Source organism: Bacillus sp. GW823-FHT06B01 (genome assembly GCF_058952315.1).
The window spans coordinates 209915-236241 of sequence record NZ_JBXAHR010000002.1 but is presented as its reverse complement, the minus strand read 5'-3'; the positions used below and the strand labels follow the sequence as shown (position 1 = coordinate 236241).

The 26327-nt window shown below is 36.5% G+C and carries 29 protein-coding genes, 1 pseudogene and 1 other annotated feature; of the genes and pseudogenes, 11 read left to right on the top strand and 19 right to left on the bottom strand.

Going from position 1 to position 26327, the window contains the following annotated elements; translation table 11 throughout:
- Positions 1–144 precede the first annotated feature (144 nt).
- From tpx to AC1Q8N_RS08215, 3 genes are all read right to left on the bottom strand, one after another.
- Positions 145–645, bottom strand: coding sequence for a thiol peroxidase (tpx, locus tag AC1Q8N_RS08225; RefSeq protein WP_000024522.1), 501 nt, complete (start codon positions 643–645; stop codon positions 145–147).
- A 134-nt stretch (positions 646–779) separates the two neighbouring features.
- Entirely contained in the window at positions 780–1175 is a 396-nt protein-coding gene (ytfJ, locus tag AC1Q8N_RS08220) for a GerW family sporulation protein (RefSeq protein ID WP_000350005.1), read from the bottom strand.
- A 12-nt stretch (positions 1176–1187) separates the two neighbouring features.
- Positions 1188–1826, bottom strand: coding sequence for a DUF2953 domain-containing protein (locus AC1Q8N_RS08215; RefSeq protein WP_098123524.1), 639 nt, complete (start codon positions 1824–1826; stop codon positions 1188–1190).
- Between the two features lie 205 nt (positions 1827–2031).
- Between AC1Q8N_RS08215 and AC1Q8N_RS08210 the strand changes: the two genes are divergently transcribed.
- Positions 2032–2835 carry an NAD kinase gene (locus AC1Q8N_RS08210; RefSeq protein ID WP_048544426.1) on the top strand — a complete coding sequence of 268 codons (804 nt, stop codon included), beginning with the start codon at positions 2032–2034 and terminating at the stop codon, positions 2833–2835.
- 107 nt (positions 2836–2942) lie between these two features.
- Here AC1Q8N_RS08210 and AC1Q8N_RS08205 read toward each other — a convergent pair whose 3' ends face one another.
- The 8 genes from AC1Q8N_RS08205 to AC1Q8N_RS08170 all read right to left on the bottom strand — a co-directional run bounded on the left by AC1Q8N_RS08205 (position 2943) and on the right by AC1Q8N_RS08170 (position 12530).
- Positions 2943–4511 carry an amidohydrolase gene (locus tag AC1Q8N_RS08205; RefSeq protein ID WP_098078745.1) on the bottom strand — a complete coding sequence of 523 codons (1569 nt, stop codon included), beginning with the start codon at positions 4509–4511 and terminating at the stop codon, positions 2943–2945.
- Between the two features lie 88 nt (positions 4512–4599).
- Positions 4600–5031: a VOC family protein gene (locus AC1Q8N_RS08200; protein ID WP_048544430.1), complete on the bottom strand. Its 432-nt coding sequence runs from the start codon at positions 5029–5031 to the stop codon at positions 4600–4602.
- 103 nt (positions 5032–5134) lie between these two features.
- The gene (gene mbcS / locus AC1Q8N_RS08195) at positions 5135–6721 is read right to left on the bottom strand and encodes an acyl-CoA synthetase MbcS (protein ID WP_048544432.1); all 1587 of its coding nucleotides are present in this window, start codon (positions 6719–6721) and stop codon (positions 5135–5137) included.
- Positions 6722–6897: 176 nt separating this feature from the next.
- Positions 6898–7095, bottom strand: a complete 198-nt coding sequence (locus AC1Q8N_RS08190; protein WP_000091640.1) for an alpha/beta-type small acid-soluble spore protein — start codon at positions 7093–7095, stop codon at positions 6898–6900.
- 80 nt (positions 7096–7175) lie between these two features.
- Entirely contained in the window at positions 7176–8390 is a 1215-nt protein-coding gene (gene thiI, locus AC1Q8N_RS08185) for a tRNA uracil 4-sulfurtransferase ThiI (RefSeq protein WP_048544434.1), read from the bottom strand.
- Between the two features lie 6 nt (positions 8391–8396).
- The gene (locus AC1Q8N_RS08180) at positions 8397–9539 is read right to left on the bottom strand and encodes a cysteine desulfurase family protein (RefSeq protein ID WP_098069298.1); all 1143 of its coding nucleotides are present in this window, start codon (positions 9537–9539) and stop codon (positions 8397–8399) included.
- 228 nt (positions 9540–9767) lie between these two features.
- Entirely contained in the window at positions 9768–11480 is a 1713-nt protein-coding gene (ezrA, locus tag AC1Q8N_RS08175) for a septation ring formation regulator EzrA (protein ID WP_098642633.1), read from the bottom strand.
- 207 nt (positions 11481–11687) lie between these two features.
- Positions 11688–12530 carry a LysR family transcriptional regulator gene (locus AC1Q8N_RS08170; protein ID WP_098642632.1) on the bottom strand — a complete coding sequence of 281 codons (843 nt, stop codon included), beginning with the start codon at positions 12528–12530 and terminating at the stop codon, positions 11688–11690.
- A gap of 124 nt (positions 12531–12654) precedes the next feature.
- Between AC1Q8N_RS08170 and AC1Q8N_RS08165 the strand changes: the two genes are divergently transcribed.
- Entirely contained in the window at positions 12655–13599 is a 945-nt protein-coding gene (locus AC1Q8N_RS08165) for a DMT family transporter (protein ID WP_098642631.1), read from the top strand.
- 11 nt (positions 13600–13610) lie between these two features.
- On the opposite strand, the gene refZ is transcribed toward AC1Q8N_RS08165, so the two are convergent.
- Positions 13611–14249 carry a forespore capture DNA-binding protein RefZ gene (refZ, locus tag AC1Q8N_RS08160; protein WP_098078731.1) on the bottom strand — a complete coding sequence of 213 codons (639 nt, stop codon included), beginning with the start codon at positions 14247–14249 and terminating at the stop codon, positions 13611–13613.
- A gap of 147 nt (positions 14250–14396) precedes the next feature.
- Here refZ and AC1Q8N_RS08155 point away from each other — a divergent pair, with 147 nt between their 5' ends.
- Complete coding sequence (locus AC1Q8N_RS08155) at positions 14397–14876, top strand: GAF domain-containing protein (protein WP_048544449.1); 480 nt, start codon at positions 14397–14399, stop codon at positions 14874–14876.
- Between the two features lie 62 nt (positions 14877–14938).
- On the opposite strand, the gene megL is transcribed toward AC1Q8N_RS08155, so the two are convergent.
- The gene (megL, locus tag AC1Q8N_RS08150; protein ID WP_098642630.1) at positions 14939–16117 is read right to left on the bottom strand and encodes a methionine gamma-lyase; all 1179 of its coding nucleotides are present in this window, start codon (positions 16115–16117) and stop codon (positions 14939–14941) included.
- 400 nt (positions 16118–16517) lie between these two features.
- On the opposite strand from megL, the gene rpsD reads away from it, so the two are divergent.
- From rpsD to AC1Q8N_RS08115, 7 genes and pseudogenes are all read left to right on the top strand, one after another.
- The gene (gene rpsD, locus AC1Q8N_RS08145; protein ID WP_000135322.1) at positions 16518–17120 is read left to right on the top strand and encodes a 30S ribosomal protein S4; all 603 of its coding nucleotides are present in this window, start codon (positions 16518–16520) and stop codon (positions 17118–17120) included.
- 218 nt (positions 17121–17338) lie between these two features.
- Positions 17339–17770 carry a GNAT family N-acetyltransferase gene (locus tag AC1Q8N_RS08140; RefSeq protein WP_098642629.1) on the top strand — a complete coding sequence of 144 codons (432 nt, stop codon included), beginning with the start codon at positions 17339–17341 and terminating at the stop codon, positions 17768–17770.
- A gap of 251 nt (positions 17771–18021) precedes the next feature.
- Positions 18022–19677, top strand: coding sequence for a T7SS effector LXG polymorphic toxin (locus AC1Q8N_RS08135; protein WP_098642628.1), 1656 nt, complete (start codon positions 18022–18024; stop codon positions 19675–19677).
- A gap of 2 nt (positions 19678–19679) precedes the next feature.
- Entirely contained in the window at positions 19680–20153 is a 474-nt protein-coding gene (locus AC1Q8N_RS08130) for a hypothetical protein (RefSeq protein ID WP_002199161.1), read from the top strand.
- Positions 20154–20715: 562 nt separating this feature from the next.
- Positions 20716–20817 (top strand): annotated as a pseudogene (locus tag AC1Q8N_RS08125) (hypothetical protein); the annotation flags it as partial.
- A complete protein-coding gene (locus AC1Q8N_RS08120; RefSeq protein ID WP_016085941.1) occupies positions 20807–21352 on the top strand; it encodes a hypothetical protein in 546 nt (181 codons plus the stop codon). The pseudogene AC1Q8N_RS08125 and the gene AC1Q8N_RS08120, both read left to right, overlap by 11 nt.
- Positions 21353–21608: 256 nt before the next feature.
- Entirely contained in the window at positions 21609–22073 is a 465-nt protein-coding gene (locus tag AC1Q8N_RS08115) for a hypothetical protein (RefSeq protein ID WP_098152760.1), read from the top strand.
- Positions 22074–22139: 66 nt separating this feature from the next.
- On the opposite strand, the gene AC1Q8N_RS08110 is transcribed toward AC1Q8N_RS08115, so the two are convergent.
- On the bottom strand, positions 22140–22268 hold the full coding sequence (locus tag AC1Q8N_RS08110; protein WP_000050944.1) for a hypothetical protein: 129 nt from the start codon (positions 22266–22268) through the stop codon (positions 22140–22142).
- A gap of 150 nt (positions 22269–22418) precedes the next feature.
- On the opposite strand from AC1Q8N_RS08110, the gene AC1Q8N_RS08105 reads away from it, so the two are divergent.
- Positions 22419–22721, top strand: a complete 303-nt coding sequence (locus AC1Q8N_RS08105; protein ID WP_000154637.1) for a YjdJ family protein — start codon at positions 22419–22421, stop codon at positions 22719–22721.
- A gap of 77 nt (positions 22722–22798) precedes the next feature.
- Here AC1Q8N_RS08105 and tyrS read toward each other — a convergent pair whose 3' ends face one another.
- From tyrS to AC1Q8N_RS08080, 5 genes are all read right to left on the bottom strand, one after another.
- Positions 22799–24055, bottom strand: coding sequence for a tyrosine--tRNA ligase (gene tyrS, locus AC1Q8N_RS08100; RefSeq protein ID WP_000512075.1), 1257 nt, complete (start codon positions 24053–24055; stop codon positions 22799–22801).
- Between the two features lie 70 nt (positions 24056–24125).
- Positions 24126–24355, bottom strand: a binding site (T-box leader).
- 77 nt (positions 24356–24432) lie between these two features.
- A complete protein-coding gene (locus tag AC1Q8N_RS08095; RefSeq protein ID WP_001293791.1) occupies positions 24433–24678 on the bottom strand; it encodes a hypothetical protein in 246 nt (81 codons plus the stop codon).
- Positions 24659–25204, bottom strand: coding sequence for an RNA polymerase sigma factor (locus tag AC1Q8N_RS08090; protein ID WP_048544463.1), 546 nt, complete (start codon positions 25202–25204; stop codon positions 24659–24661). Before AC1Q8N_RS08090 ends, AC1Q8N_RS08095 begins: the two co-directional genes overlap by 20 nt.
- Complete coding sequence (locus tag AC1Q8N_RS08085; protein WP_098642626.1) at positions 25185–25640, bottom strand: hypothetical protein; 456 nt, start codon at positions 25638–25640, stop codon at positions 25185–25187. Before AC1Q8N_RS08085 ends, AC1Q8N_RS08090 begins: the two co-directional genes overlap by 20 nt.
- 66 nt (positions 25641–25706) lie before the next feature.
- On the bottom strand, positions 25707–26264 hold the full coding sequence (locus tag AC1Q8N_RS08080; RefSeq protein WP_493521162.1) for a maltose acetyltransferase domain-containing protein: 558 nt from the start codon (positions 26262–26264) through the stop codon (positions 25707–25709).
- Between the last annotated feature and the right edge of the window lie 63 nt (positions 26265–26327).

Here is a 26327-nt window from a genome sequence, read left to right as displayed (position 1 = left end):
TTTTCCAAAAAGAAAAAGCGACCTCCTACAAAGAGCTCCCCTTTAAGTTATATATGATATAACGTTTTTTCTCATATATTGGTACCATTACGCAGCAATATATGAGAAAAAACGACCTCTTTATAAGAGGTCATTTCTTTCACATTATTTTGCCGCTTTAGCTGCTTCTAATGCTGCTTCATAGTTTGGATGGCTTGTACCTTCGCTTACGTATTCTGCGTAAACTACTTTGTCGTTGCTATCTACTACGAATACTGCACGAGCAAGTAAACGAAGCTCTTTCATTACTAAGCCGTAAGCTTCACCGAATGAAAGGTCACGGTGGTCAGAAAGTGTAACAACATTTTCTAAACCGTTTGCTGCACACCAACGTTTTTGAGCGAATGGTAGGTCAGCGCTAATTGTTAATACTTTCGCGTTTTCAATACCTGCTGCATCTTGGTTAAAACGACGTGTTTGTGCATCACACACACCTGTGTCGATTGAAGGTACAACACTAATTAATTTTACTTCGCCTTTGTATGTTTCTAAACTTACTGGAGATAAGTCATTTGCTAATACTTGGAATTTTGGCGCTTGATCGCCAACTTTAACTTCTGTTCCAACTAAAGTCATTGGATTACCTTTAAAAGTTACGTTTGCCACTTGAAAATCCTCCCTTATTTAAACAAAATATGTACACTGTAAATGATAGTTTGTCCCTATCGATAATGCAAATAAAATCGCTTTATTTACAAAAAAATTAAAGAAGCTAATCCATTGATTAGCTTCTTTATTTGTTAAATTTGAAATTCAGGATCGTCTTCTTTTCGTTTATCCATCATTTCTTTCACTTTATCAACAGCTTGTGGTGCTAATTCAATTATTTTATCGATGACGTGTGTTTGCTTATCTAAATGCAACACTTTTACACCTTCTCCATTTATTACAAGAAAAGCAACAGGATTAATAGAAACTCCTCCACCACTTCCCCCGCCAAATGGATGACGGCCTGAATGTTCTACTTTACCAAATTCACTTCCACCAGCAGCGAATCCGAAACTAACTTTTGAAACGGTAAGAATTACACTTCCATCTGCCGCTTTAATCGGATCACCAACAATTGTATTTACATCAGTCATTTGTTTTAAATGCTGCATTGCGGTTGTCATTAAACCTTGAATTGGATGGTCCACTTTATATCCCCCCTATGCTTGAACTGATTTTTCATTCGTACCAGATCTTTGTCTTCTCATAAACGTGAGTAATTTGATACCCGTTTTTATAGCACGAAATATACGAAAAGATGCTGTTAACTCACATCTTGATGCAAATCCTTTCCCTTGAAAAACAGGGGTGATTTCAAATTCTGGTACGTCAACAATATGCATATATTGTCCTACAACTCCAGCAGCCATTCCTTTTGTCCCCCATGCATATCCAGTGACAATTCCAGTACTAGCTGCATCACCTGCTCCAATTTGGGTGTGCCATTTCCAACCATTGATTTTTACTCGTTTAAGAAAATCTTTAACGATAGTATGAACTTCTTGCAGCTTTTTTATCAGTTCCCCTATACTATCAAGTTGTGCCATAATTTTATTATCAATTCCGCCGTCTTCTTCAGCTTTTTCGATTTTCTGCCCTGTCTTTTTCTGTTGTTTTTCAATTCTTTCCAATACATCAAACGTATATCGAATCATCCATATTTTCACTTGAAACAAACATTGCTTTTCCGTTTCTGAATATAAAAATGTCACTTTAAGCTTTATTTTCGACAATAGTATAAGCAAAATAAAAAGGAGAAGAATTATTATTCCAATCACGAGCCACTTCATACGTATCATCCTTTCACTCCGTACCCATTATCGACAAGTTTATTCATCATTAAACAGGAACCTTTAAAATTGAATATAAAAATTTTTCTAAAAATAAAAAGGGATTTTGACATTTTATATCGAAATATATTATTTGAACATATCGTCGGGGAACATATTTGGATGATATGTAGCACGAAGAACAGAAAATTTAACTGCAGTGGAGGGATACATAATGGCAGATCGTCGCAATTTATTTTTCTTTTATGGTGATGACAAAGCAACGCTCGTTGAAAAAATGAAACCAATCTATCGTATTTTAGAAGAGAATGGTTTTACCATATTAGATCATTCAAAAAATGCAAACGCTATCGTCAGTGTTGGAGATGATGCAACTTTCTTACAAGCCGTTCGTCAAACTGGTTTTAGAGAAGATTGTTTATACGCAGGGATTTCTACGAAAGATGAAACTTCTTTCTACTGCGATTTCCATATTGATCACGTTGATACAGCCCTTCAAGAAATTACAAAAAATGAAATTGAAGTGCGAAAATATCCAACAATTCAGGTAGATGTAGATCACGGTACATCTTTCCATTGTTTAAATGAGTTCTCATTACGCTCTAGCATTATTAAAACATTCGTTGTAGATGTTCACGTTGATGATCTATATTTCGAAACATTTAGAGGGGACGGTTTAGTTGTTTCTACCCCAACAGGAAGTACAGCTTACAATAAATCATTACATGGTGCGGTTGTTGATCCGCTTATCCCATGCTTCCAAGTAAGCGAATTAGCATCTTTAAATAACAACACATACCGTACGCTCGGTTCACCATTCATTTTAAATCACGAGCGTACACTAACTTTAAAACTACGACCAGACGGTAACGATTATCCAGTTATCGGTATGGATAATGAAGCGCTTAGCATTAAACAAGTGGAAAAAGCTGTTGTACGCTTAAGCGATAAACAAATTAAAACAGTAAAATTAAAAAACAATTCCTTCTGGGAAAAAGTACAAAGAACATTTTTATAGCATGAAAATAACCGCCGAATTATGGGATCCTATAATTCGGCGGTTATTTATTTCTCTCGCTACCGACCACTATTCTTGTCATTTTTTATCGGTAATTCGATATATTTTCACACGTCTTTCCTATACACAATCTTCCCATCAATTACGGTCATTTCTGCTTGTACTTCTTTTATTTCTTCTGCCTCTACCTCAAATATATTTCGATCTACTATCGTAAAGTCCGCTTCATATCCCTTTGCGATTTTCCCTCGCTTCGCTTCTTTTCCGATTGCATAGGCACTTCCTGTTGTAAATAAAGAGATAGCTTCATATACCGTTAATCTTTCCTCTGGCATATAGCATACGCCGTCAATAAAACTTCTACGTGTAACAGCACTATATATGCCTAAAAACGGATTCACTTGTTCAATTGGCGCGTCAGACCCACCGTTGCAGTGTAATCCCGCTTCTAGTAACGTCTTCCAAGCATATGCATATCCAAGACGATGCTCGCCTAGTTTTTCAATGACTGATGGGAAGTCCGATGACACAAAGACGGGCTGAATATCAATAATAGCCGGCAAGTGTTGCATTCTCTCAATCAATTCTTCACGAGCTAACTGACAATGAATAATACGATCGCGAAAACCTTCTGCTGGTGGATATAATTCAAGTGCATCAATGACATATTCAAGTGATAAATCACCTATTGTATGAATCGCAACTGGCATATGTAAATCCCGTGCTTTTTTCACTAACTCCGCAAGCTCTTCACGTGAGAAGATTGCAACTCCATTTGTTTCCTGCGCATCTTCATACGGTTCACTTAATAAAGCTGTTCTTCCGCCAAAAGAGCCATCAGAAAAAATTTTCATCGCTCCAAATTCAATATAAGTCTCATTTTCATATTCTTTTCGTTCATGTGCCACTTCATGATGAACGAGCAAATGCGCTTTAAAGGGCATTTCTTTTATAACATGAGAAAACGCATTATGCGTTTTTCTAAAACCACCGTAATAATTTAAATCTTCCGTATGCCCGCCAACAAGTCCGTATTGCCAGCAATCTTTAATCGCTGTTTGCAGAGCTCTTTGTAAGTAGGCTTCATCAATTTCAGGCTGCACATGTTTTATTAGTTCTTGTCCTTGTTCATATAAAAGCCCTGTTAAATTATTCAATGCGTCCCGGCCGACTTTTCCTCCTTTCGGGTCTTGCGTCGTTTCTGTTATGTGCGCTTCTTGCAATATGTATGAATTCACCCATGTAACGTGGCGACAAACGCGCTTTAATAAAATAGGGTGTTCTTTAGAGATTTCATCTAAATCACGTACATGAACTTGTTTTGTATCTGTAAAATTATTTTCATTCCAGCCTTCTCCAATAACCCAAGAACCTTTTGGCGCTTCTTCTACTCGCTTCTGAACAAGAGTCAACACTTCGCTATAAGATGTACAATTTGATAAGTCTAGACGGAGTAACCTCTCCCCGTGCCCAATAAGATGCATATGACTATCAACGAGACCTGGGATCATCGTTTTGCCTTTTAAGTCATACAACTTCACGTCTGAATATCGACTTTCTAGCTCTTCCTTACTCCCAGCATCAACAATCATGCCCTTTTCAACATAAATAGCTTCTACTTTTTCATTCTCTTCTCGCATCGTGTAAATGGTGCCGCCATACCAAATTTCTCCCATATGCTCATCCCCCTTTTCCCTTTAATCTACGAAATTAGAGCGTATAAAAAAAGCACCATTTCGATTAAAAATGGTGCTTTTCTAAAAATTACTTTTGTTCAGTAGGGTTCGTTGTGATTTGCCATTCAATGCTAAATTTATCTTTAAGTTGTCCGTATGCTGGGCTCCAGAACGTTTCTTGAAGTGGCATAATAACTTCTCCACCCTCTTGTAACTTTTCGAATACTTCTTTCGCTTTTTCTGCATTACTAATTTGAATTGCAATTGTTACTTGAGATCCGATTGCATGCCCTTGACCTGGGAATGTATCAGAAATCATAAGGTCCGTATTACCAACTTTTAAAGTAGCATGTAAAACGCGCTCTTTTGCTTCAGCTGGAATCGGGTATTCTGGATTTTCAGGCATGTCACCAAAAGTTTGCATGATTTCTACTTTTGCGTCTAACGCCTCTTTATAAAACTGTACAGCCTCTTGCCCACTACCATCTAAAACTAAGTACGGATTAATACCTAAAATCATACGGACACCTCTTTTTTAAGTTTATAAATATCGAACTTGTGTTCGTTTTTATATTATCATTGTTTGGCATTTCATTCAACTATTTCCTTCACTGTTTTCAAAATTATTTTGACGGAATCTCCATCTCTTGTTTTCTAAGCTCAATACGGCGAATTTTTCCGGAAATCGTTTTTGGTAGTTCATCTACAAATTCAATTTTGCGAGGGTATTTATATGGTGCAGTGAGTTCTTTGACGTGTTGTTGGAGTACTGGAATTAATGTTTCTTCATTCTTGTCTATATTCTCTCTTAATACGATAAATGCCTTCACGACACTTCCGCGAATTTCATCAGGGCTTGCGACAACCGCACACTCTCTTACATAAGGATGTTTTACGAGCGCATCTTCTACTTCAAACGGCCCAATTGTATAACCAGAGCTAATAATAATATCATCACCGCGCCCTTCAAACCAGAAATAGCCGTCTTCATCTTTCTTCGCTTTATCACCGGTAATATAATAATCACCGCGGAATTGCATCACTGTGCGCTCATCGTCTTTATAATATTGTTTAAAGAGGGCTGGCGTTTCAATGTGAACTGCGATATCACCAACTTCTCCTACCTGTACCGGGATACCTTCTTCATCTACAATATCAACGTGGTTGCCTGGCGTTGGTTTTCCCATTGATCCCGGTCTAATATCCATCCCTTTCATTACACCAACAAGCAATGTATTTTCCGTTTGCCCGTAGCCGTCTCTTACTGTAATATTAAAGTGCTTTTGGAACGTTTCAATGACTTCTCTATTTAATGGCTCACCTGCGGATACAGCGCTATGTAACGCTTCTAAATTGTACTCACTTAAGTCTTCTACTTTTGCCATTAATCTATACTCAGTCGGCGTACAACAAAGCACATTCACCTTATTATCACCTAATAAGTTTAAATACGTTTTTGGTTCAAATTTACCGTTGTATACAAATCCTGTCGCTCCTGATCCGAGTGTTGCTAAAAACGGGCTCCAAATCCACTTTTGCCAACCTGGACTAGCCGTCGCCCATACAACATCATCCTCTTCAATTCCGAGCCAATTTGGAGCGCTCGTGCGCAAATGAGCGTATGCCCACGCATGCGTATGAACAACACCTTTTGGGTTTCCTGTCGTTCCTGACGTGTAAGATAAAAAGACCATATCTTCTTTATCAGTCTTCGCCATTTCTAACATGTCACTTTCTGTTTCTAACGCTGTTTTTAAATTAATCCATCCATCTACTGACTGCTCGCTCAGAACGAATTTTTGAAGAGATTCCATCGCTTCTATATCATCAAACTGCCCAATGTACGGCTCATAACTTACGATTGCTTTTACTTCCCCGTGCCCAATGCGATATTCTATATCCTTTTTGCGCAACATTTCCGAACTCGGAATTACGACAAATCCTGCTTTAATCGCAGCGATATACGTCATGTACGCTTCAATTAAGCGCGGCATCATAATGAGGAGCTTGTCCCCTTTTTGCAGACCACTCTTTATAAAAGCGTTTCCAATTTTATTCGCACCTTTCATAAGCTCAGCGTATGTAACTTCTCGTCTATTCCCTTTATCATCTTGCCAAATTAAAGCAAGCTTATCTTTATCACCTGTATATTTCTCTATTTCAGAAACTAAATTATAAGACGGTGGCGCCAACAATTCCTCTCTCTTCATACAATATCCTCCTCCATTTCTATGCCTCCCTTATATAATAAAGAATTTTCAGTTAATTTTGAACCCTCTTCTTTTGACAAATTTTTTATGTCTATGTCGAAATGAATGTATAACGGTGCAAACAACAAAAAGAAAGAGCGGGAAAACCCGCTCTTTCTAAGCCATCTTATATGGGATTATTTTTGGTAACCGCCTAATTGTTGCTCAGCTAGTGAAACTAGACGTTTAGTGATTTCACCACCAACAGAACCGTTAGCGCGAGCAGTTGCATCTGCTCCAAGTTGAACACCAAACTCTTGAGCGATTTCGTATTTCATTTGGTCTAATGCTGATTCAGCACCAGGAACCGCTAATTTATTTGTGCTACGTGACATGTTATATCACCTCCTTGTGAGTATAGAGTGTGATAAATAACATGACTTCATACACGTTTTAGATATGGTAATTTATGGTTTTAGAAAAGTTCTTCGAATTTGTCTTCTTCCGCTACTACTTCTACCGTTTGTAATACCATTGTTTCTTTGTTCGCTACAGCTTCATCGATTAATGGTGTGAAATCGTATTTCGCTTCAAAACGATTCGCTTTTTCACGCTTCGGCTTCGTCGCTGGGCTTGCTGGTGTGAATACTGTACAGCAATCTTCGTACGGACGAATTGAAATATCATATGTGCCGATTTCTTCAGCGATTTTAATAATTTCTAATTTATCCATCGTAATAAGTGGACGAATAACCGGATAGTTTGTTACTTCGTTGATTGTATGCATACTATCTAATGTTTGGCTTGCTACTTGTCCGAGACTTTCACCAGTCGTAATTGCAAGTGCATTACGCTCCTCTGCGATACGCTCTGTAATACGCATCATCATACGGCGCATAACTGTCATTGAATAGCTAGATGGAATTTCTTTATTAATCGTTTTTTGCACTTCTGTAAATGGAACAAGGTGAAGCGTTACACGTTTACAGTACTTCGTTAACTCTTGTGCTAAATCGATTACTTTTTGTTTTGCACGCTCGCTTGTGAAAGGTGGGCTATGGAAATGAACTGCTTCCACAGACACTCCGCGTTTCATCGTTAAGTACGTTGCTACTGGGCTATCGATACCACCAGAAAGAAGTACCATTACTTTTCCGCCAACACCAACTGGTAAACCACCAGCTCCCATATGCTCACCACACATAATATAGCTGTAACCACTGCGAATTTCTATACGTACATTCACATCTGGATTATGAACATCTACTGTGATATCCTCTGTATTTTCTAAAATGTGTCCACCGATTTCTGGAAGTAACTCCATCGTCTTCATTGGGAAGCGCTTATCAGAACGGTGCACTGTAATTTTAAATGTTTTCACATCATCTTTTACTTGTAAGAAAGCTGCTAATGCACCCTTTTTAATATCTTCTAATTCTGATGGTACTTTCATCGCTAAGTTAAACTTATGAATACCGAATACATCTTTCAATCTTTCAGAAATTGCTTCATGGTCTTCGCCATTTAATTGAATGTACATACGGTCATGCGTTGCATCGATTTTAATATTTGGGAACTTTTTCAGCTTGAACTTTACGTTATCTTTCAATGTGCTTACAAATTTAGAGCGGTTCTTACCTTTAGTCGTCATCTCTCCATAACGAACTAAAATATATTCATATGTCATCATATTCCTTTACCTCATCACTTCATATAATTTTGGCATCGTCTCTTTCACAATACCTTGAAATTGTTTTACTTCTTCCATCGTGTTTTCTGGTGCCAAACTAATACGAATAGCACTTGCAGCAGCGGCATGGGGTACTCCCATTGACACTAACACTCTGCTCACTTCATTTGCTTTTGAAGAACAAGCAGACTTCGTCGATACATATACACCGTGCTCTTCTAAAGCATGAACGACCACTTCTGGTTTTAAACCAACAAATGACACATTTAAAATGTGCGGTGCTGCATATGCAAGCGACGTATTAATCGTTACATCTTCCATCTCTTTCAAGAAACGGACAAGCTCTGTTTGTAAATTGTGCAAATGAGCTATCTTTTCTTTCATTTGTTCCATTGTCATGCGAAGTGCTTTCACCATCGCTACAATGCCAGGTAAGTTTTCTGTACCAGAGCGATACTTAAGCTCTTGTTGACCACCTGATAAAATTGGATCTAACCTTACGCCATCACGTACATAAAGAAGACCCGTTCCTTTTACACTGTGGAATTTATGTCCAGATATTGAGCAAAGATCAATATGAGAAGCATATAAATCAAGCGGTACTTTTCCTATCCCTTGTACATGGTCCACATGGAATCTTATTTTCGGATAGTTCGATAATAACGTTCCAATTTCAGCAACAGGCTGAATTGCTCCAGTCTCGTTGTTCACGTGAATAATTGACACAAGAATCGTATCTTCACGAAGTGCTCGTTTTACATCCTCTACCGATACAACACCATGCTCATTAACCGGTAAATATGTTACATCAAAACCGAGATCTTCTAATTGTTTATATGCTTCAAACACAGACGCGTGTTCAATATTTGTTGTAATAATATGTTTACCGCGCGAACGATTCCTCATCGCTATTCCTTTAATCGCAAGGTTATTCCCTTCCGTTCCACCTGATGTGAAAATAATCTCAGAAGGTTTAACGTGAAGAAGCTGCGCTGCAATCGTTCTTGATTGTGTTAATAGACGCTCTGCCTCTCCCCCAAGCGAATGAATAGAAGAAGGGTTTCCAAAATATTTTCCAGCAACCGTTACGTACGATTGAAGGGCTTCTGGATATGGCTTCGTCGTCGCACTATTATCAAAATAGATCATCGTTCTTCCCCTTTCAGCGCTATCACATCATATAATCATATCACAAATACGTGTAATTACGCTAAGACTACTCAAAGGTTCCATTTTATCCCGATTGTGAAGGCCGATAATTAGCGAGGATGACCCTACTGACTACAGTTTCACTATATTTTAAAACGAATAACCTTACTGTATTCCGCTATTCATTATAGCAACATCGTCCCCAAAATTACACAAAAAAACAAACCCTTATGAAAGGGTTTGTTCATTGTCTACATATTCAGCTATTTTTTGAACAACGCCAGGTTCAAGTTGCTCTAGTACAGAAGCCGCTTGTTCTAAAGCTGCATCGTATTGATATTCACGGAATAATTTCTCCGCATAATTTAAGCTCTCTGCAAGGTTCTCATCATGACTGCGGTAACGATTACCGTATTGAATTAATTTTTCAACTAAATACGCTTGTCCAATTAACTCTTCTGTCATTTCAGCTACACCATTAACAGTTGTGTACGCTTCTTCTAAACTGCTATTTACAGCGTTCATATTTAACGGTTTCACTTCTAACTGTTCATATACAGCTTGCATTGCCATTTGTCCTCTTTGTAAATCTTCCATAATGCTTTCTGGAAGACCTGGCAAATTCGACTTTTGCATAAAACGTTTCGTTTCAAAAATGATATTTCGCATTTCTTGTAACTTCTCACGTGCTTCAAATTCTTCTTTACGCATCGTTTGCAGCATTTCTTTATATTCTGCATGAAGTACTTTTAACGTTTCACATTGCTCATAAACCTCTTCTAGTTCCTCACGAATAATAGAGAAGGCAATATCTTGTTCAGCAACGCGTAATTGTAGCATTTCAAAACGTTTCATTAAAATGTGCATTTGCTTTTCAATTACCTTTTGAGACTCAATATCCTTATCTTGTAACTGATAACTTTGTTTCACAAGTTGTGTTTCTGCTTTTGTTTCAATCGTTTCAATGCGAATTTCTTCTAAGTCTTCATAAACAGAAAGTGTTTTTTGCTCCACATAATGTCTCGCATGTACTTCTTGTTCCAGTTGATCATAGAAGCCATCTAAGCGCGTTTTTAAGTTTTCTACTTTTTCAGCTGCTTCGGTTATATGAAGCTCCTGTATATCCATTAAACATGTGTGTAGTTGTGTCGTCATATCACGAACTTCTTTAGGGACTTCCAAATACTCTAATACATAACCTTGTCGTACCATATCATTATGTCCTTGTAATAAATCTTCCAGCTGAACTGGTAACGTCGCTTGACACTCTACCAATAAATCTGGAATTTGGTGAATAATGATTTCTAAGTTTGCCAAACCTTCTTCCAAACTAATAACAATTTCTCTCGCTTTTAAATAGTCACCATTATCTGTTGCCTCTTCAAAGCTTTTAAACTTATTAGATTCAGCGTCTAGCATTTCTTCGATTTTCTGTTCTGCTGCTCCATACATATGTCTATGAGCAAGAACACTCTTCTTCATACTACGATATGTATCACGTAACCCTTCAATTTCCGAGCTATTTTTTTCATGGCTTTCTAACAATTGCTGTAATTCATTTAAAATATCTGTAATACGATTATCAGCGTCATCTAAACCACTTATGGATTCATTCATCGCATGCTTTGCTTTTCGGAAGGAGAATTGCGAGGCGAATTTTCGCGCTTGCGCTAAATCTTTGTCTGCTTTCGGAAGGGTTGTTGATACAATCTCATCCCATTCTTCACGCCATTTACCGAACAGTTCTTCTGTTTGACCTGTCATATTTAAGTCTTTCACCCGTTTTAGTTCATCTGCCACAGGCTTATCTTTTATCTCTTGTTTCCACTGCTCCAGTGCTTCAATATCTTTATATGAACGATTTCTTATCACAAGCTCTATCATGAGCAGCACTAGAATAGAGCTTACTACAATGATAACGATCGTCAGGATAGAATCCATGCAAAAAAGCCTCCTAGTTATATCTCTTTTTTTGTCCGTTCCGTTTATGAAATGGAAGGCATTATGTATAAAAAGGGAATCCCCCTATATTTAACAACTAACAATGTACTAATCATACCATGTAATGGCGTGTTTTTGACCTAGTTTTTTTTAAAATTTCATGTTTCTTTCAATGCAATTGTAATCTTTCTCAATCTTCTGTTTGGATTATCTCCCATCATCAAATGATTGTAATAACAGGTTCTCTTTCATATGAGATACGAAATAAATTTTGCGCATAAGTGGTGGTTCAATAGAAATCGCATACACATTCCCTTGCTTTACAGCTTGCTCTACTGCCATTTCTGGAAGTAACGTAATACCAAGTCCAGCTCCGACCATTGCAAGCATCGGTTCTGCATAAGAAGTTTCAAATGCAATGATTGGTTTCGCCCCTATCCCTTGAAACATATTCGTAATCATTTTCCTTACATCACAAATTTCTGGATATACGATTAACTTTTCATTTTGCAAATCTTCCATTCGGATTACTATTTTCTCTTTATAAAGATGATCACTTGAAACTAGACAAACAATTTTTTCTTCTCGCATTTCTTTTATACACGTAGCGTCTTCTACTACTGAATCGACGAACATCGCTTCAATCTTCCGCTCTTTAAAGAGTCCCATTAATACTTTCGTATGTTCAATTTTCCATTCTACTTCGAATCCGTCACCTAATACATCTTTACATTTTGATATATAATGAGCTGCTAAACTTGGCAATATGCCTATAGAAATTTTCCGCTTCTCTTGAAAATTCTTCATTTCGGCTTTCACTTCATTTATGTGTTCCAAAATCGGTAACATCCTTGTTATAAATAACTCTCCAGCCTCTGTTAATTCCACTCCTTGCGCGGAACGCTTCAGTAAAGTAACCTTTAAATCCGCTTCTAACCTTTGAATTTGCTTACTAAGCGCGGGTTGAGAAATATGTAAAAGCTTACTCGCCTTCGATAAACTTCGCGTATTCTTCACTTCAAGAAACGATCGTACTGCTTCCAAATCCATCGTACACACCTCTAACAAAAAGTTATAACTGTCATAAAAAATCGATATTTCCTTCTATAAACAATTACTCTTTATACTTATTTCATCAACTTACTATAACGAAATGTAAAGGGGAAAGATACTCTTGGACAAAAAACAAATGCTACTCGGATCCCTCCTATGCTTGCTTGCCGTAACGGCTTGGGGATTTATGTTTCCTGTCATGGCAAATGCTCTGCAGTTTATCGATCCGTTCTTCTTCACAACTATCCGGTACGGATCAGCAGCTATTATTTTTCTTATTTTGCTATTCATTACTGAAGGAAAAACTTCACTCCACTTAGAAAAAAGAACACTTTCGTTATTCTTTTACGGAACAGTCGGTTTCGCTGGATATGGTTTTCTCATTTTTTACGGCCAACAACTTGCCGAGCCTTCTGGGGCCATCCATGCTGCGATGATTCAATCTCTTATGCCGCTCATCGCTTTATTATTGCAGTGGATAACAAAAAACAAACGCCCACAAAACTACACATTCCTTTGTATGTTCGTTGCATTGCTCGGTGTTATGCTTGTCATTTCAAAAGGAAATATTCACTTATTATTTGGAGCTGCCAGTCACCTCTCAACAAATATACTTATGCTATGCGGCGTTACTTGCTGGGTCATTTATACGAACGGTGGTGCTCGTTTTCAATCTTGGTCACCACTTCGATATACGACGTTAACTTGTTTATTCGGCTCAGTTTCACTCATCGTTATCGTCACTTTCTTCACTTACACAAACATCGTTACTATGCCGTCACTTCGTACCATTATGAGCGTTCGTTTTGAACTCTTGTATATGTCGATTGTTGCAGGTGTTATCGCTGTATTTTGCTGGAACACAGGAAATCGCTATATTTCATCTATTAACGGCATATTATTTATGAATTTAGTTCCTGTACTTGCACTTATCGGTTCCATCTTTCGAGGTTATACAGTCGACAAAATTGAAATTGCCGGAGCCTCATTAACAATTATCGCGCTCTTATGCAACAATGTATGGCAAAGGAAAGAAAGCACAAAAATCCCCACCTCAGTTCGTTAGGTGGGGATTCTTCACATATGAACAGCTCTTGGCAATTCATAGTACATATTCGTTATACATAATGTGTGTTCCATCCATTGCTCAATTTCTTTCGTGTACATTTCTATGAAAAATGTCTCAGACGGAAAAGAATGCAGCACTTCTGATATATATTGCGGATATAAAAACGGCATATTCATCATGCCTTTTAATTGCGTCATAAACATTGTAAAAGATACCTTTTTAAACTCTTGCCTTATTTGTCCCTGTCTAATCATTTGCTCTATATAATATCTTTCTTTAGAAAAGTAAATGGTCATCACTTCGCGAATTAATGTCGTATCAAGTGAAAGCTCTCGGTAGAAGAAACGTGTCAGTTCCCTATTTTCAAATTGATATCGTAAAATCTCGCGCACCATTTGCACCATCACATCTTTAGCCGACAAATATTCTCTCTGTTCGAACGACATTTCAATCACATGAATATATCCTTCTAAAAAGTCAGTAATAAGCTGTTCTAATAAACCTTGCTTTCCAGCAAAATAATATGAAATATTCGCTACATTCACATCCGCTCGCTTTGCAATTTCTCGCACCGACGTTCCATCATAACCTTTCGTGTTAAACAACGATATTGCCGCATCAATTACTTTTTGTTTCGTCTGTTTCATGCGCTCACTTCCTCTCACTGAACAGCTATAGTTTAAATTTCTTGACTTTTAAGACAAATTCCTTTAATTTTCTATCGACAAAGTCATGTGAAATACATCGTATTTTGCTAATATTTTACACATCTCGATAAAAAGGGAGTTGTTTCCATGTTTACTAAAGAAAGTTATGCAGGTTCTCGTGAAGAACAATACGAGACAGTAATTAAACAACTGGATGCATTATTAACTGGCGAACCGAACGTAGTCGCAAACTTATCAAATGCGTCCGCATTATTAAATCAATTTTTAGATCGTGTGAATTGGGTTGGCTTTTATGTAACAGACGGAAATCAGCTTGTTCTTGGACCTTTCCAAGGAATGCCTGCTTGCGTGCGCATTCCATTTGGACGAGGCGTTTGCGGCGTTGCAGCTGAAACAAAAACAACGCAGCTTGTAGCAGACGTTCACCAATTTCCAGGACATATCGCTTGCGACAGTGCTTCTAATTCAGAAATCGTCGTACCAATCGTGAAAGAAGGAACTATCATCGGTGTACTTGATATTGATAGCCCTGAAAAAAATCGTTTTGATGAAGTAGATCAGCGCTATTTAGAAAAGTTTGTGGAAACACTCCTAAAACATATTTAAAAAAGAAAAGAGTGAGTTATCGATTGCGTACATCACGTACGAAACCGATAGCTCACTCTTTTTTATTGATTACTAACAGTAGATATTTTCTTTAGTGCCTGTTCTAAATCAGAAACGATATCCTCCCATGATTCTAAACCGACAGATAAACGTATTAAATTATCGTAAATACCCATTTCTTGTCTTAGCTCAGCTGGAATCGCAGCGTGCGTCATCGTTGCCGGATGCTGAATTAACGTTTCTGTATCCCCTAAACTTACGGCAATTGTAATAAAGTGAAGGTCATTGATAAACGCTTGCGTCTCTTCTTTTCCGCCTTTAATTGAAAAAGAAATCACACCACCGCCCCGTTTCATTTGGCGAGATGCTAACTCCCCTTCTGGATACCAAACACCTTCTACCTCATCATGATTTTTCAGAAACGATACAATTTTTTCTGCATTATCACAATGACGGTCCATCCTTACCGCTAACGTCTTTAATCCACGTAACAATAACCACGCATCAAACGGCGCCATAATACCGCCGATATCTTTACGCATCGGGCGAATTTTTTCAGCTAATGCTTTCGTTTTACAAATCGTTACACCCGCCACAACATCGCCATGACCACCAATATATTTTGTCGCACTATGAACAACCGCATCACAACCAAGCTCAAGCGGTCTTTGTAAATACGGTGAACAAAACGTATTATCAACAACGACAAGTAAGCCATTTCGCTTCGCAACCCGAATAACTTGTTTTAAATCGATTAATTTCATCGTTGGATTAATCGGTGTTTCAACGAAAATAACCTTTGTATTTGGACGGATTTTATTTTCGACATCATCCTCTGTCTCCATATCACAAAACGAATGCGTAATCATAAATTTCTCTTCTAACACTTCTAAAAAACCGTACGTGCACCCGTATAATCCATTTGAACAAATAATATGATCTCCAGCTTTTAGAAAGCCAATTAACGTTGCTGAAATAGCTGCCATTCCTGATCCGAAAGCAAGTGCTTCTTCTCCTCCTTCTAACACCGCCATACGTTCTTCAAATAATTTTACAGTTGGATTTCCAAGTCTTGAGTAAATATAAGATGGATCCACTCCCGCAAAACTCGCCTCTCCTTGCTGCGCAGTCTCAAATGTAAATGTAGACGTTTGAAATAACGGTGGTGTTAAACTTCCTTTATGTTCCTCAGATGTATACCCGTGATGAATTAACGCTGTCTCCATATGCTTCTTTTTCATAAAAACATCCCCTTTTATGTTTTTATTGCCGCATATTCACCAGTAAAAACTGATGAACGTTTTTACTACATTTTATGTAAGCGTTTTATTTGTGTTTCTATCTCTTCTTTTATATTGTTTTAAATTCCTTCTTATATTAATTTCCAAAATTTATATGCATAAAACAAAAAGGGAGTGGCTTGACGAAACTCTGGGTAAAAGATATAATAGCGTTTGTGTAAAATAAAAAGGCAGCCTTGTAATGTGAGTTTATCGTTTGTATTTTGTTCCTCTACGGAGGTGTATCTCGTAACTCCCTGCTGCTGGAGCGAAGGTACATGAAAACAAAATGCCCGTAAATATCGATTACGTCTGTTTTTATTTTACGTAAATAAAAACATTTTTAAAGGAGGAGTCAACTATGGCTCGTTATACAGGTCCAGCTTGGAAACTGTCTCGTCGTCTTGGAATCTCTCTAAGCGGCACAGGAAAAGAATTAGAAAAACGCCCTTACGCACCAGGTCCTCACGGTCCTAACCAACGTAAGAAACTTTCAGAATACGGTTTACAATTACAAGAGAAACAAAAACTTCGTCACATGTACGGCATGACTGAGCGTCAATTCCGTCGCACATTTGACCAAGCAGGTAAAATGCCTGGTAAGCACGGCGAAAACTTCATGATCCTTCTTGAAGCTCGTCTTGACAACCTAGTTTACCGTATGGGCTTAGCTCGCACTCGTCGTGCAGCTCGCCAATTAGTAAACCACGGCCACATCACAGTTGATGGATCTCGTGTAGATATCCCATCTTACCGTGTAAAACCTGGTCAAACAATCAGCGTTCGCGAAAAATCTAACAGCCTTGTTGTTGTTAAAGAAGCGATCGAAGTTAACAACTTCGTACCAGAATACTTAACTTTCGATGCTGATAAATTAGAAGCTACTTACACTCGTCACGCTGAGCGTTCTGAGTTAGCAGCTGAAATCAACGAAGCATTAATCGTAGAGTTCTACTCTCGTTAATCTCGGTACTCTGCAAAGAGTAGTATTAAAAGCCTTAGGAACCTTGTTTATCAAGGGGCCTGGGCTTTTTTTATTTATCACTAATAATGCAAAATAAAGCATTAAAAAGTATGCACCTGGGGCTAAGTGGGGCTAGTTTGGGACAAAAAATATAATGGCTGGCGTGTGTATAGAAATGGATAAGTGCAAAAAACAGATGATAAAAGGAGTTAATTGTTTTGAAAGAAAAATTCACCGAGATCCCTCTTCATGTACAAGACTTTCAAAAATTAAAAATGTTACTAGAAGAATTAGTACAAGACGAAATAATGTTCATAGAAGGGGTTTCTAAGTATGCCTTAAATATTTCTTCTAAAGAACATAAGGTCACCATTAGCCTTAGAAGTGAGTTTTCCACCAATTCATACTTGGCGATCACCGCTATAAGTATTACCCCAAGCAATCAAGGTAAGGGGAGTATTGTTATTGAATGGTTTAAGACATTCGCTAAAGAAAAAGGCTTCGAACGATTAGTCTTACAGCAAGTCGTAACTAAAGAAGGTTACCACTTTGCATTAAAAAATGGATTTTCAAAACATGTTAGTCTATACGAAGAAATGTTTGGGAAACCAAACCGTATTGAAGGAGATTATGAACTATATTTAACGTAAAGAATAAGACAAAAAGTGAACGAATATTCGTAGTCGTTCACTTTTTTTATTTGATGGATTATTTAACATCACCGTTTTTTCCCTTCCATAATAAAAAACGACATTTCTATTTTTAACATAAACTTCCTCACCAATCCCCAACACGAAGCAGAAACTCAGAATACCCTTCTGGAATCGGAAATTTAAGAGGATGTAATATTTACATTTTCATCCTTAAATTGGTATGATTTACTTGTTGAGGAGGGGAATTTATGAGTTTAAACATGTATCTAGGAGAAGTACATATCCAAACACAAAGCATGAATGCTGTATGTACGGCTACCATTCAAGGCATGGAACAAGCCATTCAGTCGATTGACGCTTTTGCAGTTGATATTGTTCTACAAGGACAAACATATAGCAGTGCAAAATCATTTTTTGTACAAACCTTTCGTCCTTTAGCACAAGGAATCATTTACTTATGTGAAGAATTAATCCGTCAGAATAATGCATTTCCAAATCAATTTCAATCACAAGTCGCTTCCACAGATGTAATCGAACAAGAGATATTAGAACAAATTCGAGAAATTGACCGAATGATAGCAAGTACGGAAGCAATCAATCAAGCTATGCCGATCTCGGGCATGGACGCTATGGTAAATCTTTTTGCTGTCATGAGGCGTAAACTGCAAGAAAAATTAGAACATCTATATGAATTTAATCAAACATCTAGCGATAACTATAATACAGCGATTCAATTAGCCGCTAGCATTGCGACAGGTTTAGCCGAAGTCCAAAGCGGAAAAGGGTTTAGTCCTGTATCAGGAACATTTAGCACACAGGGATTAAATATGGAATGGATAGCTTCCATTCAACAAATTACAGAGGAAAAAGCTCGTGAAGCTGAAATAAAAAAAGAAATGGAAGAAATAATTGCTTTACGAGAACAAGAGGCCAATAGACCATGGTACGAAAAAACAGCTATCGGTACTTGGGAATTTATGAAAGAATTTTTTCAAGGCGCTGGCAGTGCGGCTTTCGAAAGCGTTATTGGATTAGAATCATCTGATAATGATGAATTAGAAAGCAAGTTAACTTATCAAGCGGGAAGGTTCATGGGAAATGTTATAGCAGGAGCGGCTTCCATTATAGAAATTCTAGAAGGCCTTACCGTCATAGGCGGCTCTAATTTTTTAACTCTAGTCGCAACAGTAGGAACTGGTGGATTAGCATCACCAATTGCTATTACATTTGATGCAGCTGCTACAACGGCTGGCGTTAGTCTTGTTGGGCATGGTGTATTTGTTGGGCGTAATGCAATTCAAAATGGTAAGGATACTCTTCAAAAAATCCAGTCTTCTTCTAGTGGTTCTGTTAGTGGAGTTAAGGGCTCAAGTGAGACTGCTAAAAATCTTTTAAAAGATGGTAAATTTATCGAATCTGATTTAGAATTAAGATACAAGCAATATTGTGATAGGAAAGCCAAAGAGGGGAAAGTCCCTAAAGACAGATTAGATTGGAAAGAGGCAAGTGATTATTGGACAAAAAATTCACCTATGGCAAGAGGAAATAGATTTAATTCAAAAGCAAGAGAAGAAGGTTGGTACGATTACCATGAATTACATTTAGAAAATCACAAAAGACTGGATTCGTATGACCCAATTTTTGAAGAAATCGTTTCAAGGAAAGCTACAGATTTACATAAAATAGACGAGTCAACATTTAGAACTTACTTGAACGAATTTAGGGATAAATATTCATCTGGCACTAAAATAAGATCAAATCAGTATCCTGAGTTAGATGGCCTAAAACTTAACGGAGACTATATTTTAGAGGTGCCAGCATCTAATAAAAACATTAAAAATATAGAAAAGTATAAAGAAATAGCTGAAGAATACGGTGTAACATTAAGATTTAGGGAGGAATAATTATGAGCTTAAAATTAAAACCTGAAATAGAAACAGCACTAAAAAAAATTGACTTTGTTAATAGATACACAGAACTTTCTTCTTTTTCGAGAGAAAATTATGATGCCGAAGAAATCATTCCTAATCCCAATATTGAAGAAATTCAACAAATACTTGAAAAGCTAGGTTATAAATCAGTTTATGATAAAAAAGAAAAGTTTTTAAAAGTTGGAGAACTAGGTGATAAAAAAGAAAATTTATTTTATTTTAATATTGGTATTAAAGTAAACGTTCTGGATTTTACTTGGGTAGTTTATCATAATGATGAACTACGATTAGGTAGTCCATGGAGTCTATATTCAAGACTTTTAATTTCTCCAGATACTAGAATTAAGCCAGTACTATTTAGCGATTATGACAGCTTAGAAAAAATTTTAAAAATTGCTTTAGGTATGTATGAAGATTTTAAACAAGAATTAATTCCTATCTATTCATAATTTTACATATAAGAAAGGCAATCTTATCTTATATATATAAAAAGAAAATCCGACTCACAAGAGCCGGATTTCTTCATGTATCTAAACTTTATACAGTCTTATTCAATCTAATGTTAGCACTTCTTTTCAATGCTAATACCACATTAGAACCATCGTTTCTAAACCTAGTAAATGCACCTTCTTTTACACTTTTCACTGTAATAAATAAACATATACTAAATAAAAAGTTTACTGATTATATACCTCAGTAAGCTTTTTATATTAAATGTGGATAAGTTCGCTTTGAGAGATGTTGATACCTTTGAAAGAAATTTAAAATCATCTTCAAATATAAAATACTTTTAGTCCTTTCACCTCAAATATTTATTTCCAAACTTAACTAAATCGACTGTTGAGCATGGTAAAATATTCTATATAAAAACATTAAGGGAGATTATTTAATGGGAATTCCTTTACTTGATACATTAAAAAATTTTATTGATTTTATAAATCCAGAAGGAGCTAAATCAAAAGAAATTAAAGAAAATATTATTCAGTAGATACTCAACGTGGAAGATTTGAAGAACTCAATAAAAGAGGTAAACATTTAGGCGAAGTTGATTTTGATTTGAAAGGAGCTAAAGGACCAGATAAATCAGGAGGGCAGGACATAAATGTTAAATAAAAAAATTGAAGAAGTAAAAAGAAAATACTACGTTGAAAAAAATATAGAAGAATATTTACAAAAGTCTTCTATCAAACTAACTCTCCCTAAACAAATAATTGATTTTTGTAATAAAAATAATATTAAAATTAAAGGAGATAGCGACATAGTATTCCCTTCAAATGATTGGTATATTACTTTACCAAGTTATGTAAAAGGCGAGTTTGAAGTTGAATATACTACATATCTTATCATTTCTAAACTAGCTAATGTATATTCTATCCTTAATTCCTTTGAAATTGTAAATAAAGATGTCAATGGCATGATGCCCACTTTAACTGGAGATTCAGAGCAAGAATATACTAGATTGCAATCTCAATTAATATCAGTTATTGAAACAACTCTAAAAGCAAGCGGATATGAAAGAATTGGTTACACAGAGAATAGCCGAAAAATAGAAGGAATAAAATTTGCAGACGATGTCGCACTATTTGGCCCCGATGTAACTGTTGATGACATTCTATTTAGGGATGTACTCAATGTAACACCTGATTGATATTAAAACCAACGTTTACGCTAGCTTTTCCTTTGTTTCGAATCAAATATCATGGAAAAGGAATATTTGCTTTTACTGGTGAAAATATCATAACTAAGATACTTCAAAATGAACTGTATCAAGCGAATTATACATTTGCAAAGACTTCAATTTCACGTACGAAAAAAGAAACAAATTTAGGGAAAATTTTGAGACGTATTTGAAAGAACTAAAAGGTAAATATGCTATTGAGATTCGATTTAGGGAGGAATAATTGATGGCGTATGATGTAGAACCCGAAATTAAAGAGGTACTTAAGAAAATTGACTTTGTAGAAAGATACAAATTCTTATCAGAAAAATTTTCTGATAGAGAAAATACATTTGAAAACTATGAAAATGAAAAAGCGATTGAAGTATTCGAGTCCCTTGGCTATAAAGCTCGTTACAATAAAAAAGAAGACTTTTTTATTGTAGGAGAAGTAAAAAACAAAGGTGTCTACACCTTTAGATTCAACATCAGCTTAAAATATGGTGTTGCTGAATTGATTTGGGAGGCATGTCATAACGGTGAAGTTAGAGCTGGAGACCCATGGGACATATTTATACGATTGTTATCAAATGACACGGAAAAAGTACCCGTGCTATATTACCACAGTTACGAAGAACTCAAAGAAATCATGAAAATTGCCTTTGAAATGTACGAAGATTTTAAACGAGAATTAATTCCTATCTATTCATAGTGTAAAAAGCTACCGAAGACAACTAAAACAGTTACTTCGAGTAGCTTTTATTTATATATATTAAAATTATTTATTTTCCTCTTTTTGAACATATACATAAGCATCTTTCTGCTCTTTATGTACATCCACCTTCGAATTCTCTGCAAGCTGACCCGCGTTTAGCAAAGAAAAAATAATGAGCGCTTCTAGTGACATTTTGTTTTACCACTCCTTTCTATTTGTTATACATTTATCATACCGCTTACATGTGATTTCCGTATGAACTCGAAAAGGAGATTACAACAAAAAGGTTACAGAAATATGAATGCACGCTATAATAACCATAAAATAGGAGGTTGATTCATTTTGACAATAAACCAAATGGTTCAATTGGGTAGTGCATGTATGCTGTTTATTACTTCCGCACTTATTAATTGGTATCAGGGAAGTAATTTAATAGATGATCCTGATGAATGGAAATATAGTGCCAAGTTTACGAATTACTTCAAAGGCACCGTTTCAAATTACCAAGATATTTATCAAATAGATTTCTTTATATATGCGGCAAAATTTTATCCAACAGCATTTATTGTTATGCTCATTAGCTTACTTTATATGCTCGTATTAATTCTTCATATTCTATTTACAAGAACTCGTAAGGTAATCTAAATTCACACATAAAAACCCCGAATCATAAACTTTTCAGCCTACAATTCGGGGTACTATTTGTTTATATTCGTTTCTGATTAGTAACGAATTAAGAAATATTTCTTTTTACCGCGACGAATGATTGTGAATTTACCTTCGATGCGGTCGTTTTCTGTTACAACGTAGTCTAATGCTTGTGTACGCTCACCGTTTACGTAGATTGCACCATTCGTTACATCTTCACGTGCTTGACGTTTTGATGGAGAGATTTTGCTTTCTACAAGTAAGTCGATTAATACTGTATCTTCTGCAGTACGTTCTACAGATGGTACGTCTTTGAATCCTTGTTCGATTTCGCTTGCAGTCAATTCTGCTACAGAACCGCTGAATAATGCAGCTGAAATTTTAATCGCTTGCTCTAATGCTTCTTCGCCGTGAACAAGTTTTGTCATTTCAGAACCTAACGCTTTTTGTGCTGCACGTTTTTCTGGTGCTTCAGCTACTTGCTTTTCAAGCTCAAGAATTTCTTCATGAGATAAGAATGTGAAGTATTTTAAGTATTTTACAACGTCGCGGTCATCTGTGTTAATCCAGAATTGGTAGAACTCGTAAGGAGTTGTTTTTTCTGGGTCTAACCAAATTGCGCCGCCTTCTGTTTTACCAAACTTCGTACCGTCAGATTTCGTAACTAGTGGAATTGTTAAACCGAATGCTTTCGCATCTTCTTCTGATTTACGGATTAATTCAAGACCAGCTGTAATGTTACCCCATTGGTCACTACCACCGATTTGCAAGCGGCAATTATGGTTTTGGTATAAGTTTAAGAAGTCGTATGATTGTAAAATCATATAACTAAACTCAGTGAATGAAATACCAGTATCTAAACGAGATGCTACTGTATCTTTTGCTAACATATAGTTTAAACCGAAGTTTTTACCGATATCGCGTAAGAATGAAATGACATCTAAGTTACCAAGCCAGTCATAGTTGTTAGCCATTGTTGCTGGGTTGTCCACGTTTTCAAACTCTAAGAAGTTTGAAAGTTGGTTTTTAATGCTTTCTGTGTAGTAAGCAACTGTATCTTTCGTATTTAATGTACGTTCTGCTTTTTTACCACTTGGGTCACCGATCATACCAGTACCACCGCCAACAAGTGCAATCGGTTGGTGACCAGCTAATTGGAAGCGACGTAACATTAATACTGGTAACATATGACCGATGTGTAAGCTATCCGCTGTCGGATCGAAACCACAGTATAATTTAACGCTTTCTTTTTCTAATAATTGCTCAAGTCCCTCAGCGTCTGTTTGCTGATTAATTAGACCGCGAAATTCAAGATCTTGTAAAATACCCATATCCTACATACTCTCCTTTAAGTTCATTACTGGCGTGAAGGTTGAAAACATAAAAAAATCGCCCCTTTAAATAAGGGACGATTTTGATTATCGCGTTACCACCCTAGTTGCAGGCAAAAAAAAGCCTACCACCTTATTTACATAACGGCTTAGCACCGTCTTTTCCCTTTTGAATACAATTCAATCGAAAAAAGATGCTCTAGGGGCGTAATTCGCGATCATCTATGTGCTGATTTTCACCGGCCATCAGCTCTCTAAAACAGGGAAATGATCACTACTTCTCCCTTTCCACGCTCAATTATTCATATACTTTTCTTTATACCATCATTTATATAGACGTGTCAAATAGAGGTCGGGTTTCTCTTCTTGCCAATCCTTTACAACGTCGCAAAGAGTATCGTAATAAGAGAAAGAAGTGGAACTCCAACTATTAACGATACATGAAACACAACAGATAAATCATTCCCAATCGTCGCCTCCACAGGATCTTTCGCTGGGGAACCAAGAAATCTGATTAATCGATCGAAGCGACTTACCTTTTTTGGAAAGCCCGGTATTTCTACATGGTCACTATCTAAATGCTGTTTTAATTTATATTCACTCTTAAAGGGATTTTCGCTCAATTTCATCCACCTCCAGCAATTGTTTCAATTTCTTTATTCCATTATGGATTCTCGATTTCACTGTTCCAATCGGAATGTTTAATATCTCTGCAATTTCTTTTTGCTGCATATCATGATAATAAGAAAGAATAAGGACAGCTCGTTGCTCTTCCGAAACTTTCAAAATTGCTTCTCTTACTGTGAGCCGATCTTCGTGAGAAAATTCTTTTTCCTGGATCGGCACTAAAAACGGCAAAAGCGTACGCCACTTTTTTCTTCTATTTAATTTATTAATCATAAGACGATAACCAATTTGAAATAAATACGTTTTTATTTTACCTTTTTCAAGTTCATACATATGTTTCTTACGCTCTAACGTCAAAAACGTATCTTGCACAAGGTCGATACTTAATTGTTCATCTCGGTTAAATCGATATAAAAATGTGTATAGCGCTGGTTTGATCAAAACATATAGTTTTTCTCCCGCCTGTTTATCTCCATTTTGATACGCAAGCATGAGTTCCTCCTCAATCCCAATCTGCGCCATAATTTTTGATCTCCTTTATTCCTTTTAACGTTAATGAAATGCGGGAAATTAAATAGCAACTTGCGACAATAATCCATACTTGTGATTGATTCGTAAAAAATTGAACATACGGGTTTTGAATTGTCTGTCCCGTTGAAACTAAAATATTTAATGCTTGCACACATATACATGCATACACTGCAAGACAAGCCGAAATCGTATCAAATACATTCCAGCGAAAATACACTTTTGTTTTTGTAAAATCAATTTTATATCCTTTTTTCCGTACTATATGTTTTCTATCAAACGGAATAATGATTGAAAACATAACAATCATCATAACCCCAGCTGTAATCATTGATACTTTAAATCCGATTGGCATCGGTAATAGCAAACCACAAGAAAATACGACTATAATTCCAAGTAAAGCAAAAGCAAGAAGTAATTTATTAGACATAAAAAAGCCTCCCTCATCTATTCTTTCATAAATGTATACAGACGAGGAAGGCGCTTCGTTCAAATATTATTTTATTTTTTTAATAATCTTTGCAGGATTTCCGCCAACTACTACATTGTCCGGCACATCTTTCGTTACAACAGCACCCGATGCGATCACCGCATTGTCTCCAATTTTTACACCTGGATTAATAATTGCTCTTCCGCCAATCCATACGTTATCGCCAATTGTAACTGGTTTTCCGTATTCTGATCCACTTATACGCTCTACTGGATCAAGCGGGTGTGTTGCTGTATAAATGTGAACTCCTGGAGCTAACATACAGTTCACTCCGATTGTCACCGGGCATACGTCTAAAATTGTACAGTCAAAGTTCGCGTAAAAATTTTCACCAACGTGAATGTTATAGCCATAATCACATCTGAAAGAAGATTCAAGATGAATGTTATCTCCAGTCGTTCCGAATAATTCTTTTACAATTTCGCTACGCTCTTTTAAATGCACTTCTGGTGTTTCATTTAATTTTCTCGTTAGTATACGAGCTTGCTCCCTCTCTTGAATCAAAACAGGATCAGCTGGTATGTACATTTCCCCAAGTATCATCTTTTCTTTTTCTGTTTTCATTTTCTTCTCCCCTTTAACTCGTATATATAAGTTTATGATACCATAAAAAAAGAAAGGCCTGAA